We start from the raw sequence: 16,091 nt of genomic DNA, 5'->3' as shown, positions 1-16,091 counted from the left end.
ACTAAGTGTTCTAGGTGCCATATATTACCTACTAAATTGGATATCAATCTCAAATAAAAGGACGATTAAAATGTGGGATGAACGCTATAGCGGCACAGAGTTCGCATTTGGCACCGAACCTAATGATTTTTTGAGAGAGATGTTTGAGCAGATACCTGTAGGTGGACACGTACTTTGTCTAGCAGAGGGCGAGGGTAGGAATGCAGTATTCTTAGCTGAGCAAGGCTTCAAGGTAACTGCGATGGATATGTCCGAAGTAGGGTTAAACAAAGCAAACAAGTTGGCCAAAGATAGAGGGGTAGCCATCACCACCCAAGTAGCTGATTTAGCAGATTACGACTTTGGTCAGGATAAATGGGACGCCATAGTTTCTATCTGGGCACATGTACCTAAAACGGTACGCCAATATGTACATGCACAAGTTGGCACCGCTCTCAAGCCAGATGGCGTATTTATCGTCGAAGCTTATACAGAACGACAGCTTGAAACAGAGGCAGTCGGTGGACCACCAGCCAGTCAAAGGGAGCGTTTTGGCTGTTTACAGAACTTTCAAAATGAGCTTGTAGGGCTGAACGAAGTGATTGGTGTAGAGAAGTTGCGTATGGTATCAGAAGGAAAGCGGCATCAAGGGCTTAGCGCTGTAGTACAGTTTGTTGGTAAAAAAGTCAGCAACTAGCCGTTGTAAGTTAAATCTATTAGTCGTTTTAGTCGCTATATACATAGTTAGAGAAGATAGTTTGCAAACTATCTTCTCTATGAGCTATTGAGGATTAATGTTTGATAGTTAGTGACTGGTACTTGATAATTGACACTTAATGATTGGTATTTAATGACTAATCTTTTCTGTCAGTACACCCATGCTATAAAGTACATAAGCAATCACGGTTAATGCGACGATAAATGGAGTAAGCATCCAAATTACAATATTAATCAAAAGTGATGGTAGCAATCCATTGAACAGCTCAATATCTGGTGCGAAAAAATCGGTCATGACATCGACGGCACGCTTAGCAATAGGGAATAGCAAAGTGCTAAAAGCCAACATGTAAATGTACTTGCTAAAGCCAGGGTCACTCATGACTACCATAAAATAGAACACTGTAAAAAACGTGATGCCAAGTGCCCAGCATTTGAGAGTGTAGCTTAAACGAATCATGTTATCTCCTCCCTAAGCTTCCTATTGATCGCTTTACATCGATCGTACGCAGAGTAAAGCTGCTCCTATACATTCATTATTTTAAATATATACAATATGTTATAATACGAATATATGGTCACGTCAACCAATTTTTCTATTTATTTGAAATACTTCACAAATTATTCAACTTAAAAATGTTGTTTTTTTGGGAAGAGTTTCATAGGTATAGTAGAAAATAGCCTAAGCAAAATTTTTAATTCTATTAAAAGACAAGGTTACAACTACAACTCATTACTCGGGCTCAGACCGAACAGTCGCTTATATTCTCGGCTAAACTGACTAGGGCTTTCGTAACCTACTTGCATCGCTATTTGTGATATTTGCGCCCCATGCATCTTAATTAAGCGTCTGGCTTCCATTAAACGTAAGCTTTTTTGATACTGTAACGGACTCAGCTGGGTTATTTCTTTAAAGTGCTGATGAAACCCTGAGACACTCATGCCGCATTTACTAGCCAAGCTTTCAACCATGATAGGCTCATCTAGATGTGCCTTTATCCAGTCAGTCGCTTGGGTAATGCGGTGTGTATGGCTACCGCTAACGACCAATTGCTTAAGTTTGTTGCCTTGCTCAGCTAAGAGTAGGCGATAGTATATTTCTTGTTGGATCAAAGAAGACAGAAAATCAATATCGTTTGGATAATCAAGCAAGCGTATCAATCGCTCAAACGCGTCCATTATGGTGTCATCTAAGTGCCACTTTATCCCTAAATGACTGTCTGCTACTGGTTGTGTGGTCGGTATCTGCGCTAAGACATCTCTAATCATGGCTAAATCTAATTTCATTGATAAAACAATGACAGGGTTCTTTATCGAAGCGTGTTTAATATGCATACTTAGCGGTATATTAACTGGACAGAACATCAAGTTACTATTGTTAAACCTTTGACAGTCAGCACCCAAGTAAATCTCTCGTTCACCTTGCAGTACAATACAAATACTTGGCTCTTGAATATAGCTTACGGCTTTGCTTGGTTTGTCCGCGCAGTAAAAGAACAAGCCTGAAACAGCAGATTCGATGGTTTTATTTCTAGGTAGTGCTGCTAAAAGTTGGTCAATAGTCGTTTGATTCATCACGAGTGCTTATTTTATAAGATTGCCTGATAGTATAAATATTTGTAGGATTAGGCAAGAGTTATAGAGATTTGTTCTAACGTATAAATGCAGAGGGTTCTATAATAATCTCATCGCAACAGCGTAAGTACGACCTCTAATAATATGAAACAAGGAATAATTACTCATGAAAATATTTTATAAAACGCGCGCAACCGCTACTGGTGGACGTTCTGGCCATACTGGATTAGACGATGGTTCGTTGGGATTTGACTTGGTGTCTTTTCAAGAGCAAGACAAAGAAGGCGTGAATCCAGAACAGCTTTTTGCCATGGGTTACGCGGCTTGTTTTGATAGCGCTTTGAGCATGACAGCACAGCACATGAAATTGCCTGTTACCGCTTCAAAAACTTCTGCGCAAGTGGGTATCGGTATGAAAGCTGACGGTAGCTATAACTTAGAGATAGAGTTGTCTGTAGAAGTATCAGGTATTGATGAAGCGCAGGCGCAGCAGTTGATCGAAGCCACGCATCAGGTGTGCCCGTATTCTAATGCTACTCGCGGCAATGTCGATACTCGTCTAGAAGTGGCCGTTGTTTAAAGGCTGTTGCGTACAGACGGTTGTTTAAAGACTAGTGACCGTAGACTAACAATATTAAAATAATAACTCGAATATAAAACGTCCCGATTTATAAAAGTCGGGGCGTTTTTATATTGTTTGGCAACGTAATGTAATTAGCTGGAACCTTTTCTGAGCAGCTTAGCTAATGATAAATCATTAATAGCCTTATCTCATGCTGGTACTTTTTTATTTAAGGTAAACACCAAGACCGCGCCCAAAATGACTGTGCTTGCAACTATAAATGGCATAGTCAGCTGTTCAGACAAAAATATCACACCTAGCAACGCAGCAATCACAGGGACACATAGCTGAACGATAGCGGCTTGTGTGTTTTTCAATAGTGGCATTGCTGTATACCAGATACTATAGCCCAACCCTGAGGCGATCGCTCCTGATGCACAGGCGAGTAGTACACCTTCAGTGGTAATACCTTCCAAATTGATATTTTTCAAACCCAAGTCATCTAGATACGTCATACCTACCAGTAATAGTATAGGCACAGCGACTAAGCTACGCACAAAGTTAAACCCTGTCGCTCGAAGCGGTGAGACACATGATTTCCCGCGTATACTGTATATTCCCCAAGCTATGCCGCTCATAGCCATTAACGCTGCCGCCAATGGTGATGGTATGGCAGCTGATGGCAGCATCAGATATACAAACCCTGCCACTGCAACGGCAAAGGCTAACCACTGTAGCGCGCTGAGCTGTTCTTTTTTATAAATACCCCAGCCAATCATCGTCAGCTGAACCGCTGAAAACAAAATCAATGCCCCAGTGCCAGTATCTAGCTCTACATACGCAATTGAAAAGCACAGCGCATAAATCACTAAGCTGACGCTACTTAACCAACTGCCTTTATCATTTAATATGGCGTGAACAGTAGAGTTGTCATGATTAGACGTTTGGCGTCGCAGTCTGTAAGCATGTACAGCCATGATAATGCCTAGACAAACTGTCGCACTCACTAGCCTGATAACTGTAAAGCTCCAAGCGTCGATATAGCCTTCTGCCAATGCCATTCGGCAAAACAGGGAGTTTGCGGCAAAGGCGATTAACGCAATAATAGTATAAATAGTGGCTTTCAAAAGTAATTCCTACAATGAATAAATGGCACAAAACAGGCAAACATAGGATTTTAGTTTTAGGTCTTGAGATACGCTGTTATAACGAACGCTTATGTCTTAGCAAAGATAATAGATTTATAACTGATTAATCTAATCCATAGCCGTCTCACAAGACAGGATATTTTGTCGTACTTATGGCAAAAAGTCTCTTTTAAATCAGAATAACGATAGTTGTATTGACGATAAGGTCTAAAAATAGGGATGATGTGCGTCGTATCAAACGAACTATTAGAACAACACTCATGAAACACAATAATTAGATAAATAAATAGGAAAGATAGTATGAATTGGGCAAGTATTTTTATTTATGACACAACTTGGTTGTTTGCCGTAGAAATCTTAATACGTGTCACTGTAATGTTTGTATTAATTATCACATTTTTGCGATTCACTGGTAAGCGCGGCGTCCGTCAGCTCTCTATTTTCGAGCTAACCATTATTTTGTCATTGGGCTCTATTGCAGGTGACCCCATGTTCACCGAAGACCTGCCCATTATCCAAGCAGTACTAATCATGGGTACGGTCATTTCACTCTATAGGCTCTGTACTTGGGCGATGATGAAGTTCCAGCCTTTTGAGGACCTGCTAGAGGGTCGCTCAATGTATATTGTAGAAGATGGCATGCTAGTGCTTGATAAGATTAAACAAGGGGAGATGTCACACGATGAGTTTTTTGCTGAAATGCGCCAACAAGGGGTTGAGCATTTAGGACAAGTTCGTGTCGGTTTGCTCGAAGCTGATGGCAATTTTAGTATTTTATTGCACACATCTGAAAAAACAGACTACGGGATGCCGCTTTTCCCTAAGCAATACCGACCGGTCGAGCAAGTAGAAGCAGGGGTTTATTATGCTTGTATGTATTGCGGTTACGTCAATGAAATCTCTGACCCTAACCAATGCTGCCCACGCTGCGAGGATAATTGCAATAACTGGGCTAAAGCGTTAAACAATCATATCGTCAAATAATATTATTACCTGGCTGCCTTAGCTCAGTTGATAAGCTAAGGCAGCCAAGTGCTTTTTTCAAAGTGTCATATAAAAACCTTTCATTTACTGACAGTTTGTTTGACTGGTTTCATAAAGTATATGGGTTAAGTGGCATGCATAATTTACGTGACTTTATTTAGGTAACTTTATACCAGTCAAGTTTGCGAGTCATCACCATCACGCAGGCAAGGATCACAAAGCAGAATATTGCACCCAGTAATAGATTGAGATCTTCTGTACTTAAAATCCCAAAAAATGCAGCATATAGTCCAGCAAGTGTTGCGGTAAAGATGACTGCCCGTTTTAAACCGCCAAATACATAGTAGCTATACCAGCCAATAAGCCCAACACAAGCACTGGCCGCTACCATATAGGCTTGCCAAAATGCGATTTGTTCTGCAAGCGGTAGTAATAAGACATAAAAGACAAATAGTGCGCAGCCGACGAGCAAATACTGAATAGGGTGGATGCGACTTGATTTGAGCACTTCAAATAAAAAGAAAGTACCAAACGATACCAAAATTAATAACAAGGCGTACTTCATGGCTCGTTCAGTTTGTAGATAGACATCATTGGGGCTTGCAAAACTAACGCCAAAGCTGTTTAGCAGAGCACTTTGATTACTACCAGCTACTGCTACACTGTCTGTCGTCAGACCTCTTGATGCCTCAAACGAATCAGGATTGTACGAATGACTATCGGTATTGATCGTTGATTCACTTATGACAGTACATTGTTGATTAGGCGCGCTGAGACATTGAGAAAGGTATTGGTTATTGGCAACGGTTAGATACTGATTTTGCCAACTGGCATCGAATCCTACAGCGGTAATACTCTTGGTATTTGGTAATGCTTTACCGATGAAGTTTGGTGTCTGCCAGTCACTGTGCATAGACAGAGTAAAGCTCTGCCCAGTTGGGACAGTCGTTAAATTACTAATGCCAGCTAATGGCAAGTCGATCACAATATTGAGCGCTTGATTGTCTTTAGGGCTGGATAATTGGCTACTTACCTCTGATTTATCTAAATTTATACCCGCTGAGCTTGTGGCAACAAGGCTGTCTTTATTATTTTGGCTAGTAGGATTGCTTAATTGATCCAATACATCTTTAGGGATATCTACTTCGACATAGGTTAAGTTCTCTATCATTGGTATCTGCGGATAGTTTGCTGCAATCGTTTTTTGATTGATTGTGACAGTAGGCAGGGTAGCGACACCGCGCAAATCAGACACGGGAATGATCAGTTTTGCCTTGTTCCAGTGGGTAATGGTTTTGGCTAGTTGTGTCTTATCTGCATCATCGTCAATTGTAGTGCCAATCTGATCTAAATTTTTTAAAGTCTCATCAAGCGTATAACTCTGATCGAATGTCAGCTGACCATCATAGCTAGTAGCGCTATAGATACCGCGTTTATAAGTGTCTGTGTTTACTTTTAGGTTTTGTGCAGCCTGCGTCTGAGAGGCAAAAATCGTCTCAATTTTCGAGTATGACGGTTCGCATTTGCTCTTTATATTTGGTGTATCAGATGCATTTGACTGACATTCCGGTGTGACTGTCGTGGGAATAGCGATAAATGGATTAATCACTTCTTGTGGATTGACATGCTGCTCGCTGATTTCTTTTATCACTGATTCTGCGTAGTATTGTCTCTCGTATATGATATCGCTAATCATACTGAGACCAATCGAAAAAACGATACAAAGTCCTACAATGATGGATAACTTAGTCAATAATGTTTTTTGCATGTTGTCGCCTCCTAAGTGTCTTTAATCCACAGCTGCCGAGATAGCAGACTGTGGCTTTAAAAGACATCATAGAGAGGGCATGAAGAGAAGATGTGCAGGAAATATGGAAAAACTGTGAAAGGGCGAAAGTTGATATTTTCGGATAGTTATTTTTCGATTATTAATGTGTTTAATGCTTTTTCGTGTCGCCAACGACTTTATCCATAACAGCGAATAACAAGCCAGACAATACAAAGGTCATATGAATAATAACCTTCCACATGAGTTTGTCGGCATCAAGTTCACTCATTCCGCTAGAGATATCCATAAAGGATTTCAAAAGATCAATCGCCGAGATAGCAACGATCGCTCCGATGACTTTGAGCTTCAGACCAGAGAAGTCTACTTTGCCCATCCAGCTAGGACGATCATCATGAGTGCCAGTATCGATTTTTGAGACAAAAATCTCATAGCCACTGAATATAATGATAAGCAATAAGCTGGCAACCAGAGAGATATCAACCAATACCAATATATCTACAATCACACTGGCTTCAGAGGCCGTCAGAATGTCAGCGAACATGTGCCATAGCTTTTGGACAAACTTAATAAATAATAAAATAATGCCTAACACCAATCCTAGATAAAAGGGTGCCAGTATCCAGCGGCTATTAAATATAGTTTTTTCTAAATAAAGCTCAAACTTCTTTAGCATGGGTATCTCTTAGGTTTCAAATACAAAAAATTTTTAAAGACAAGAAAGTCTTAAAGACACAAATATGAGTAAATTTATAGATATAGCCACTTTAGCCCTGACGTGGCGATATGTTGTCTATATCAGCGAGCTGCGCTACTACTTGCCGCACGCGCGCTTTTCTATCGCCACTAATACGCTGAAATGATTTCTGATGCTTGCTCAATTGATTGGCGAAATAAGCACTTATCTCATCGCGTTGGTGTGGACTGTCTCGCAGGTCATCAGCCACCCATGGCGTATCAATATCAGTCAATAATATCAAATCATAATGATGGGCCAATGCTGCTTGCTCAAGGGCAGTAGGGCAGTCGCCATAATACCAATAAGAATAAACCATCAGCTCAAACAAACTGGTATCGCAAAACAAATAATGACTGGCATTAGACGACTGAGCGACTTGTTTGGCTAAGGTATTCTCTAGTGTAACCTGCCCCTGTGCGATAGGGAGCAGATCTTCCCACGTACAAGTCAGCTGCTCATCATCCCACTTTGCCTGTAAGTAGGTACGCATATATTCTGACACCCAAGGACTATCAAAATGCGCGGCCAAATCACGACATAAGGTCGTCTTACCCGTACTTTCTGCTCCTAAGACCGCGACTTTAATGACAGATTTAGGCGTATGCTGCTCGAGGTTGTACGCGGTAGCGTCGTTGCCATTCATAGTATGCCCAGATTGCAATAAGAGTGAAGACTACATATTGTAGCGCGGTAAAAGTAAAACCTTTATAGAAGTATAGCGGTACCGATATCGCATCAGCGATGATCCAGAGTATCCAATGCTCGATTTTACGTCTTGCCATGAGCCACATTGCCATCAGAAATAAAGCCGTAGTGAGCATGTCAGTATAGTCGACCCAAGTAAATAGATGGATTCCAAGTACCGCACCATCGAAACTAAAGCCATTATTAATCACTGGACGGAAATAATAAACCAATCCTACAAAAGCTATCGTTCCCGCTGCCAAAGCAGAAAGTATCGGGATGTCACTTACATGTAAATGTTCAATACGGACATTATTGGCATTTGACTGCTTGTGCTCAACAGACTGGTTTTTCTTGTTCTTTGACCAGTTAATCCAGCCATACAAGCTCATCACGGTATAGTAAGCATTGATGAACATATCGCCAAACAGCTGCCATTTCCACAGTAGGTACACAAATATAGCAGTGCTGACCAGACCAATAGGGAAGACTAGGATATTGGTTTTGCTGGCGAGTAAGACACTTGCTACGCCGAAGACAACAGCAATCAATTCAAGAATGATAAATATCGTAGAGTAGTCAGCGTATTGACCAAATAACCAGTTGAGAAGTTCTGCCATGAGCATTCCTAAGTATGAGCGCGTATCAATGTTCTGAATAATTAAGATAGTGCGATTAGTAGTACAGAATAAAATGATGCCAATTATAACGTAGCTATCGAAAAAGGACGGCAGTCTTTGCTAATTTATGGCAAGAAACAGATTATTTGTAACAAAGTATTAGAAAAATTATAATATTCAGGCATAATAAACACACTGATTTTAAGTTTACAGTTATTCACTGAATTTGAATGGCTATTATTTTTCCACTTTTATGCTTATTCCAAGCACCACAGTAGTAGACAAGGAAGCTTATCATGACGACTTGTATCACAGGCACTGGTCTTTATATCCCACCTTACAGCATTAGTAACGAAGAGCTAGTTGAGTCATTTAACCAGTATGTTGAAAACTATAATACCGAACATGCTGAAGAGATAGCTGCAGAGACAGTGACGGCACTTGAGCCTTCTTCAGCTGCTTTCATCGAAAAAGTATCTGGTATCAAATCACGTTATGTGATGGAAAAAGAAGGTATCTTAAATATTGAAATCATGGCACCAGTTATTCCTTACCGCAACTTGGGCGAAGAGCTGTCGGTAATGGCCGAAATGGGTGCAGCAGCACTTAGAGACGCTTTGGCGGATGCTGGACTTGAGGCCAATGACTTAGACGGTATCATCCTTGCTTGCTCAAACTTTCAGCGTACTTATCCTGCGGTGGCTATCGAAATCCAAAACGAAATTGGTATGATTGGCGGCTTTGCTTATGATATGAACGTTGCATGTAGTGCGGCGACTTTTGGTCTGTCACAAGCACATGGTTCTATCATCTCTGGTTTGGCCAAACGTATTGCTGTGGTCAACGTTGAGATTACCTCAGCGCATCTAAACTGGCGTAACCGTGACAGCCACTTTATCTTCGGTGACGTAGCGACCGCTTCTATCGTTGAAGAATTAGATACGCCAAAAGGTTACGAGATTCTAAACTCTAAGCTATTTACTCAGTTTTCGACCAACATCAAAAACGAATATGGCTTTATGGATCGCTCAGAGTATCTAGCAGCGCAGACTGAAATGTATCCAGATATCAAAGCACCGGTCACTGACAAGCTGTTTTTGCAAAACGGTCGTAAAGTATTCCGTGAAGTCTGTCCAAAAGTGTCAGAGATCATCACTGAGCACTTGCAAGAAAACGACATCCCAACATCTGATGTTAAGATGATGTGGTTGCATCAAGCCAATGCCAATATGTTGGATTTGATTCTACGTACCGTGGTCGGTAAAGATGCCGATAAGTCGATTGCCCCAAGTGTTATTGCTGAATTTGCCAATACCAGCTCAGCGAGTCCTATGATTGTATTCCATCGCCACAAAGATGATTTGGTATCAGGTGATTTGGGCGTTATTTGCTCATTTGGTGCCGGTTACTCTATTGGTTCGGTCTTAGTTCGCAAGGTTTAATGCTTTAACTATTTGTCCTGATAAAAATAGCTAAGAATATTCTTAGCTATTTTTTTGTCTGTCGTTTTTGCTATTGAAATTAAGCTGTGACATCTAAATATAAACAGAGATGTTGGAGAAGGTAACGTCAAGATTACCGACAATATCAACAAGAATGATTAGAGGTTTTAATTTACCCCAAAAAATTTGCTATAATCACGTGCTTATTCCTCTTATCCAATTAAAAGTCCTTTTATGAAAGAATCCTTACGCCTGCGTTTAGACCAGATGGTAGACCGTTATGAAGAGGTCACCGCTTTATTATCAGATCCTAGTGTCATCAGTGATAATAATAAGTTCCGTGAATTGTCTGTTGAGCACAGCGACTTGATGGAGATCACGACGCTGTGGCAAAACTACGTGGGTGCAGAAACGGATCAGGCCGATGCAGAAGCGATGCTAGCCGATGCAACAGATCCTGACATGAAAGAGATGATGATCGATGAGATTGAGAGTGCGCGTGATACCATCGTAGAGATGGAAGAAGCGCTTAATCTGATGATGCTACCTAAAGATCCTAACGATAAAGTACCAGCGTTTTTGGAGATTCGTGCCGGGACAGGCGGCGATGAAGCAGCGATTTTCTCTGGTGATTTGTTCCGTATGTACCAAAAGTACGCGCAGAGCCAGGGCTGGACACTAGAAGTGCTCTCTGCAAATGAAGGTGAGCATGGCGGTTATAAAGAAATCATCACTCGCGTATCTGGCAATAGTGTATATGGTCGCCTAAAGTTTGAATCGGGTGCTCACCGTGTACAGCGTGTCCCTGAGACCGAAAGCCAAGGTCGTGTTCACACGTCAGCTTGTACGGTCGCAGTCATGCCAGAAGTTGAGATTGATGATACCGTTGATATCAATCCTGCTGATATCAAGATGGATACTTTCCGCTCAAGCGGTGCTGGTGGTCAGCACGTGAACACAACTGACTCTGCCGTACGTTTGACGCATATTCCAACGGGTACCGTGGTAGAGTGTCAGCAAGAGCGTAGCCAACACAAAAACCGTGCGCATGCTATGAAAATGTTGGTCTCTAAAATCCAACAAGCCAAAGTACAAGCACAGGTCGATGTGGCGGACTCTATACGTCGTGACTTGGTCGGTAGTGGCGATCGCTCAGAGCGTATCCGTACCTATAATTTTCCACAAGGCCGTATGACCGATCATCGTATCAACCTTACCTTATACAAGCTCGACTCTATTATGGAAGGCGACTTGGATGAGATTCTTGATGCACTATTACGTGAGCATCAGGCTGATTTGATGGCCAGTATCGGTGGCAATGACTAGTAGTTGGTCTGTAAAAGTATTAACAGTTTTATCGTTTTTATCACCATGTCTGTTCTTATAATAATAAGTATTGATTTAATTTTTCTGTTTTCGTTTATCCATTTAATTACCTAAAAATATTGAGAGTGTTATGTCAAAGCACAATAATCAGAACCAAGATCAAACCCCAGTCGTAGAAGATGCTAACGAGCTAATCGCACAACTGCAAGCCAAGCTAGACGATATCAGTGCTTCAGGTAAACAGCCGTATCCTAATACGTTCAAACGCACTGATTATGCGCAAGACTTACAGACGGCTTTTGATGGTGTCTCAAAGCAGGAAATTGAAGAAAAAGCAGCGAATGGTGAAAAAACACAAGTAAACGTGGCAGGTCGAGTCATGCTCAACCGTGGTTCGTTTATCGTGATCCAAGATATGACAGGCCGTATTCAGTTATATGTAGCACGTAAAGAGCTTGATGAGGAGACGCGTGCGAGCATCAAATCACTAGATTTGGGTGACATCGTTGGTGTATCAGGCTATATCGGTCGCTCAGGTAAAGGCGATTTGTATGTGCATATTGAAGAAATTACGCTATTGACCAAATCACTACGTCCAATGCCGAATAAGTTCCATGGCTTGGCTGATGTAGAAGCGCGCTATCGCAATCGTCATCTTGATTTGATGACCAATGAGACGACTCGCAATACCTTTATGGTTCGTAGTCAGATCGTTAGTGGTATTCGTCAATTTATGCTTAATGAGCGTTTTATGGAAGTTGAAACGCCAATGATGCATCCGATACCAGGCGGCGCAGTAGCCCGTCCGTTTGAGACACATCATAATGCATTAGACATGCCTTTATACCTACGTATCGCGCCTGAGCTTTATCTTAAGCGTCTGGTTGTTGGTGGGTTTGAGAGAGTATTTGAGATTAACCGTAGTTTCCGTAATGAAGGGGTTTCAACCCGTCATAACCCAGAATTTACCATGATTGAGTTCTATCAAGCATACGCTGATTATCATGACTTGATGGATTTGACTGAGCGTCTGTTTAATCAGTTAGCAATAGATGTGTTGGGCACAACAGAGCTGACCTATCAAGAAGAAGCCATTAGCCTAAAAGCACCATTTGCTCGTCTATCAATGTCTGATGCGATTGCAAAATATGCTGAAAACTTTGACATGGCGCGTATCAATGATCGTGAATACCTAGCAGAATATGCATCTACGACACTTAAGCAGCAAGTCAAAGATGTGTTTGGTGTGGGTAAACTACAGACAATTATTTTTGAAGAAACGGCTGAGCATCAATTACGTCAGCCAACGTTCATTACTGAGTATCCTGCTGAGACTTCACCACTAGCGCGCCGTAGTGATGACAATCCTGAGATTACCGATCGCTTTGAGCTGTTCGTTGGTGGTCGTGAGTTGGCCAATGGTTTTAGCGAGCTTAATGACCCAGCAGACCAAGCCGAGCGTTTCCGTGGTCAGGTTGCTGAAAAAGATGCGGGCGATGATGAAGCTATGCATTTTGATGAAGAGTATATCGAAGCATTGTCTTATGGTTTGCCACCGACAGCCGGTGAGGGTATTGGTATTGACCGTCTAGTAATGCTATTTACCGATTCTGCTAGTATCCGTGATGTGATCTTATTCCCGCATATGCGCCGCAAACAAGACAGCTAAGGTGGATTTGCTTGCTATAAATCCAAACTGATACTTAACTCAGCATAAAAAGCTTTTGCTCATTTTCACAGAATGGGTATCAGCTTTTTTGTGAAATATCGTTTATAGAGGTATTATGGATATTCAGCAAGCATCACATGCGCCATGGCAAAAAATGATTCAGCAATGTTTTTTATCATTGTATGAGTTGCCTGATGACAAAATCACTGACTCTGATCATTTTCAGGGTTATGATTTTGTTTTTGAGTTTTCTGGCGCTACTATTTATTTGCTCGTCAATACGGTTGTGATGCAGGCAAATAAGCAAGAAGTGGATAATGCTAAAGTTCGTGAGTGGAGAAAAGAAGTTGTTAACCAACTTATCAAACGCCACGCTCAGATTTATCAAAAAAACGATAGCCTAATTGTAGATAGAAGTGCCGCGACAACTGATAAAGCGGTTTATTTTATCGGTTTAACGTCATTATCTATCAATCATCAAGACGATCAATCGGGCCATGCATCTTATGCAGTTGGCTACGAATATGGCAGTCGGTTTTTTGCAGAAGACTGTGTTTTAGACTTAGATGATGAGCAAAGTATCCTACAAGTCTTTAGTCATCAAAACTTCGTTGATATCCTCAATCAGTTGGTTACTCCAAGTGATTTAACAACCTTTTTAGATTTCCATCGTCGTCAACTATCTAGCTTTGCATCATTTCAAAACGAATCGACATTGCTTAAACAGTTTCTACAATCACCTGACTTTCATCAACGAGCGATTAGGGTACAAGAACAGCTAATTGACAACGAGTTAATTGAGCAAGTTGAATTACGCTTACTTAAAGCAGTAGAGCCGAATCAGACTATGTTTGCCGATGCCTTAATGGCTGAGATGCAAAAAAATACTGGGATGTGGTTCAAGCTATTCAACAGTGTGCTTGAGCGTTATTATGAAGCAGGTACACCTTTACCAAATGATCAGGTTGATATTTTGGTAGATGAGTCAATGTATACCTATGCATGTCTAGTAGAAAAAATCTTAGCTTATAGAACCATGGATCAAGACTCGCGCTGGAATGGTTATGTCCGTCATGAGCATTCTTACCATGTATTTGGACGCCATTATCTCATGGTGTTTTATGCGCAAGACAATAGCAGTTCGCTAAGCGCAGAGAATGTTAGGCTCTCTTATAAAGATTTATTGTCAGACATCAACGTCCAGTTACAAGAGCCAGTAATGGACGATTTATTTTTACTAGGCGTAGAGTTTAGGCCGTGCGAAGACAGTGTAAACACTGAGGTTTATCTGGATATTTTTCATCAAGCAGGCTCATTGATTGATGAAAGCACTCAACGCTTATATGACCGACTGGCCCAACTTCAAGCTCAGTTATAACCTAAACTCAGTTATAACCTAAACATAGTATGATTCATTAGTTTGACGCTCCCTCTATATTTGTATTATTTACATTGGCATTTCTTATGACGCAGCAATATCAAGTTTTAGCTCGCAAATACCGACCAAAAAACTTTCATGAGTTGATTGGGCAGACGCATGTATCTCAAGCGTTGATTAATGCGATTGATTACAATCGTCTGCATCATGCCTACCTGTTTACAGGCACACGCGGTGTGGGTAAGACGACGATTGCGCGTATTTTATCTAAATGCTTGAACTGTGATACAGGTATTACCAGTACCCCTTGCGGCGTGTGTGATAACTGCGTTGCTATTGATCAGGGGCGTTTTATTGATCTTATTGAGATTGACGCCGCTTCTCGTACCAAGGTCGAAGACACGCGTGAGCTGTTAGACAATGTGCCTTATGCGCCAAGCCAAGGGCGTTATAAGGTCTATCTGATTGATGAAGTACATATGCTGTCTACGCACAGCTTTAACGCGCTACTTAAAACGCTAGAAGAGCCACCTGAACATGTGAAGTTTTTATTAGCGACGACTGATCCACAAAAGCTACCAATTACGATTATTTCGCGCTGCTTGCAGTTTGTACTGCGACCATTACCTCAAACGTTACTTAGCGAGCACTTGGCAAATATCTTGACCAAAGAGCAGGTAGGCTATACTCAGCCAGCCATTTGGCAGTTGGCAAGTGCAGCCAAGGGTTCTGTACGTGATGCGCTATCATTGACCGATCAAGCCATTGCTTTTGGTCAAGGCGCACTGGATGATGCGACTGTCAACGCAATGCTTGGCCTCATTGATGCCGCTGACTTAGTGCGTCTAATCACAGATATTTATAATCATGATAAGTCGGCGGTTGCTGCTCATATTGAACAAATGCGTGCGCAAATGGTCGATGCGACTAGTATGTTTGATGGGCTCGCTGAGCTGTTACATCAGTTGGCATTGACTCAGCTGTTACCTGAGGTGGCTCTCAATGTTAATGAGGCGCAAGCAAAAGACATTTATACGCTAGCTCAGCATATTAGCCCTGATGTCTTGCAGCTGTATTATGAGATTGTTGTACAAGCCCGTGAAGGTGTCAAGCTCGCAAGTACACCGATGCAAGCGCTTGAGATGTGCATCTTACGATTGCTGGCGTTTCGTCCATTACCAGTCGATGAAGTCTTGAGCAATACTTATGATAGTGATGGGTCTGCTACCAAAGTACCAGCTATAGAACCAGTATCTTCTACATCAGCTCCAGATGCTGTTGCACATGAAGCGTCAGCACCGCCGCCAGAGCTTTATAATGTTGATTATCAGACACCAAGTCACGATGAGCTGCAAAGCGGTATTGATTATAATGACAATTTAGCACAGTCAATGACTAGTGCTATGCCTGAACCAGTTGTTGAGCCTGAACCAGTTGTTGAGCCTGAACCAGTTGTTGAGCCTGAACCAGTTGTTGAGCCTG

Annotated in this window: 15 protein-coding genes; 8 read left to right on the top strand and 7 right to left on the bottom strand. The window is 41.6% G+C overall.

Annotated features, from left to right (window positions below):
- Positions 1–70 precede the first annotated feature (70 nt).
- Entirely contained in the window at positions 71–676 is a 606-nt protein-coding gene (locus ACHEVO_RS00565) for an SAM-dependent methyltransferase (protein ID WP_394123509.1), read from the top strand.
- A 150-nt stretch (positions 677–826) separates the two neighbouring features.
- On the opposite strand, the gene ACHEVO_RS00560 is transcribed toward ACHEVO_RS00565, so the two are convergent.
- Together ACHEVO_RS00560 and ACHEVO_RS00555 are read right to left on the bottom strand one after the other, a co-directional pair.
- The gene (locus tag ACHEVO_RS00560) at positions 827–1,156 is read right to left on the bottom strand and encodes a hypothetical protein (RefSeq protein WP_102091713.1); all 330 of its coding nucleotides are present in this window, start codon (positions 1,154–1,156) and stop codon (positions 827–829) included.
- Between the two features lie 263 nt (positions 1,157–1,419).
- Entirely contained in the window at positions 1,420–2,271 is an 852-nt protein-coding gene (locus ACHEVO_RS00555) for an AraC family transcriptional regulator (protein WP_394123508.1), read from the bottom strand.
- Between the two features lie 166 nt (positions 2,272–2,437).
- Between ACHEVO_RS00555 and ACHEVO_RS00550 the strand changes: the two genes are divergently transcribed.
- A complete protein-coding gene (locus tag ACHEVO_RS00550; RefSeq protein ID WP_394123507.1) occupies positions 2,438–2,851 on the top strand; it encodes an organic hydroperoxide resistance protein in 414 nt (137 codons plus the stop codon).
- A gap of 191 nt (positions 2,852–3,042) precedes the next feature.
- Here ACHEVO_RS00550 and ACHEVO_RS00545 read toward each other — a convergent pair whose 3' ends face one another.
- Entirely contained in the window at positions 3,043–3,960 is a 918-nt protein-coding gene (locus ACHEVO_RS00545) for a DMT family transporter (protein ID WP_394123506.1), read from the bottom strand.
- A 321-nt stretch (positions 3,961–4,281) separates the two neighbouring features.
- Between ACHEVO_RS00545 and ACHEVO_RS00540 the strand changes: the two genes are divergently transcribed.
- Positions 4,282–4,965: a DUF421 domain-containing protein gene (locus tag ACHEVO_RS00540; protein ID WP_394123505.1), complete on the top strand. Its 684-nt coding sequence runs from the start codon at positions 4,282–4,284 to the stop codon at positions 4,963–4,965.
- Positions 4,966–5,122: 157 nt separating this feature from the next.
- Here the strand turns inward: ACHEVO_RS00540 and creD are convergent, their stop codons facing one another.
- From creD to pnuC, 4 genes are all read right to left on the bottom strand, one after another.
- Positions 5,123–6,733, bottom strand: coding sequence for a cell envelope integrity protein CreD (creD, locus tag ACHEVO_RS00535; RefSeq protein WP_394123504.1), 1,611 nt, complete (start codon positions 6,731–6,733; stop codon positions 5,123–5,125).
- Between the two features lie 169 nt (positions 6,734–6,902).
- Positions 6,903–7,427 (bottom strand): TIGR00645 family protein, encoded by a 525-nt coding sequence (locus ACHEVO_RS00530; RefSeq protein WP_394123503.1) that lies wholly within the window; start codon positions 7,425–7,427, stop codon positions 6,903–6,905.
- 91 nt (positions 7,428–7,518) lie between these two features.
- Positions 7,519–8,133, bottom strand: coding sequence for an AAA family ATPase (locus tag ACHEVO_RS00525; protein ID WP_394123502.1), 615 nt, complete (start codon positions 8,131–8,133; stop codon positions 7,519–7,521).
- Entirely contained in the window at positions 8,084–8,794 is a 711-nt protein-coding gene (gene pnuC / locus ACHEVO_RS00520) for a nicotinamide riboside transporter PnuC (RefSeq protein WP_394123501.1), read from the bottom strand. The genes ACHEVO_RS00525 and pnuC overlap by 50 nt, the downstream gene beginning before the upstream one ends.
- Before the next feature lie 296 nt (positions 8,795–9,090).
- Here pnuC and ACHEVO_RS00515 point away from each other — a divergent pair, with 296 nt between their 5' ends.
- The 5 genes from ACHEVO_RS00515 to dnaX form a co-directional block, all read left to right on the top strand.
- Positions 9,091–10,236, top strand: coding sequence for a beta-ketoacyl-ACP synthase III (locus ACHEVO_RS00515; protein ID WP_394123500.1), 1,146 nt, complete (start codon positions 9,091–9,093; stop codon positions 10,234–10,236).
- A gap of 234 nt (positions 10,237–10,470) precedes the next feature.
- Positions 10,471–11,562, top strand: coding sequence for a peptide chain release factor 1 (prfA, locus tag ACHEVO_RS00510; protein WP_057760300.1), 1,092 nt, complete (start codon positions 10,471–10,473; stop codon positions 11,560–11,562).
- 130 nt (positions 11,563–11,692) lie between these two features.
- A complete protein-coding gene (lysS, locus tag ACHEVO_RS00505) occupies positions 11,693–13,231 on the top strand; it encodes a lysine--tRNA ligase (RefSeq protein WP_296209946.1) in 1,539 nt (512 codons plus the stop codon).
- 115 nt (positions 13,232–13,346) lie between these two features.
- On the top strand, positions 13,347–14,609 hold the full coding sequence (locus ACHEVO_RS00500; RefSeq protein WP_394123499.1) for a hypothetical protein: 1,263 nt from the start codon (positions 13,347–13,349) through the stop codon (positions 14,607–14,609).
- An 86-nt stretch (positions 14,610–14,695) separates the two neighbouring features.
- The coding region (gene dnaX, locus ACHEVO_RS00495; protein ID WP_394123498.1) for a DNA polymerase III subunit gamma/tau at positions 14,696–16,091 on the top strand (1,396 nt) is incomplete at its 3' end.

Origin of the sequence: Psychrobacter nivimaris (assembly GCF_043419765.1) — a bacterium.
Classification (GTDB): Bacteria; Pseudomonadota; Gammaproteobacteria; order Pseudomonadales; family Moraxellaceae; genus Psychrobacter.
The sequence above is the reverse complement of the archived record's forward strand: the minus strand, read 5'-3'. Positions and strand labels throughout refer to the sequence as shown.

Excerpts from the sequence above, each read along its gene's own strand:
- ACHEVO_RS00565 (WP_394123509.1), top strand. The coding sequence starts at position 71 with ATGTGGGATGAACGCTATAGCGGCACAGAGTTCGCATTTGGCACCGAA.
- ACHEVO_RS00560 (WP_102091713.1), bottom strand. The coding sequence starts at position 1,156 with ATGATTCGTTTAAGCTACACTCTCAAATGCTGGGCACTTGGCATCACG.
- ACHEVO_RS00555 (WP_394123508.1), bottom strand. The coding sequence starts at position 2,271 with ATGAATCAAACGACTATTGACCAACTTTTAGCAGCACTACCTAGAAAT.
- ACHEVO_RS00550 (WP_394123507.1), top strand. The coding sequence starts at position 2,438 with ATGAAAATATTTTATAAAACGCGCGCAACCGCTACTGGTGGACGTTCT.
- ACHEVO_RS00540 (WP_394123505.1), top strand. The coding sequence starts at position 4,282 with ATGAATTGGGCAAGTATTTTTATTTATGACACAACTTGGTTGTTTGCC.
- creD (WP_394123504.1), bottom strand. The coding sequence starts at position 6,733 with ATGCAAAAAACATTATTGACTAAGTTATCCATCATTGTAGGACTTTGT.
- ACHEVO_RS00530 (WP_394123503.1), bottom strand. The coding sequence starts at position 7,427 with ATGCTAAAGAAGTTTGAGCTTTATTTAGAAAAAACTATATTTAATAGC.
- ACHEVO_RS00525 (WP_394123502.1), bottom strand. The coding sequence starts at position 8,133 with ATGAATGGCAACGACGCTACCGCGTACAACCTCGAGCAGCATACGCCT.
- pnuC (WP_394123501.1), bottom strand. The coding sequence starts at position 8,794 with ATGGCAGAACTTCTCAACTGGTTATTTGGTCAATACGCTGACTACTCT.
- ACHEVO_RS00515 (WP_394123500.1), top strand. The coding sequence starts at position 9,091 with ATGACGACTTGTATCACAGGCACTGGTCTTTATATCCCACCTTACAGC.
- prfA (WP_057760300.1), top strand. The coding sequence starts at position 10,471 with ATGAAAGAATCCTTACGCCTGCGTTTAGACCAGATGGTAGACCGTTAT.
- lysS (WP_296209946.1), top strand. The coding sequence starts at position 11,693 with ATGTCAAAGCACAATAATCAGAACCAAGATCAAACCCCAGTCGTAGAA.
- ACHEVO_RS00500 (WP_394123499.1), top strand. The coding sequence starts at position 13,347 with ATGGATATTCAGCAAGCATCACATGCGCCATGGCAAAAAATGATTCAG.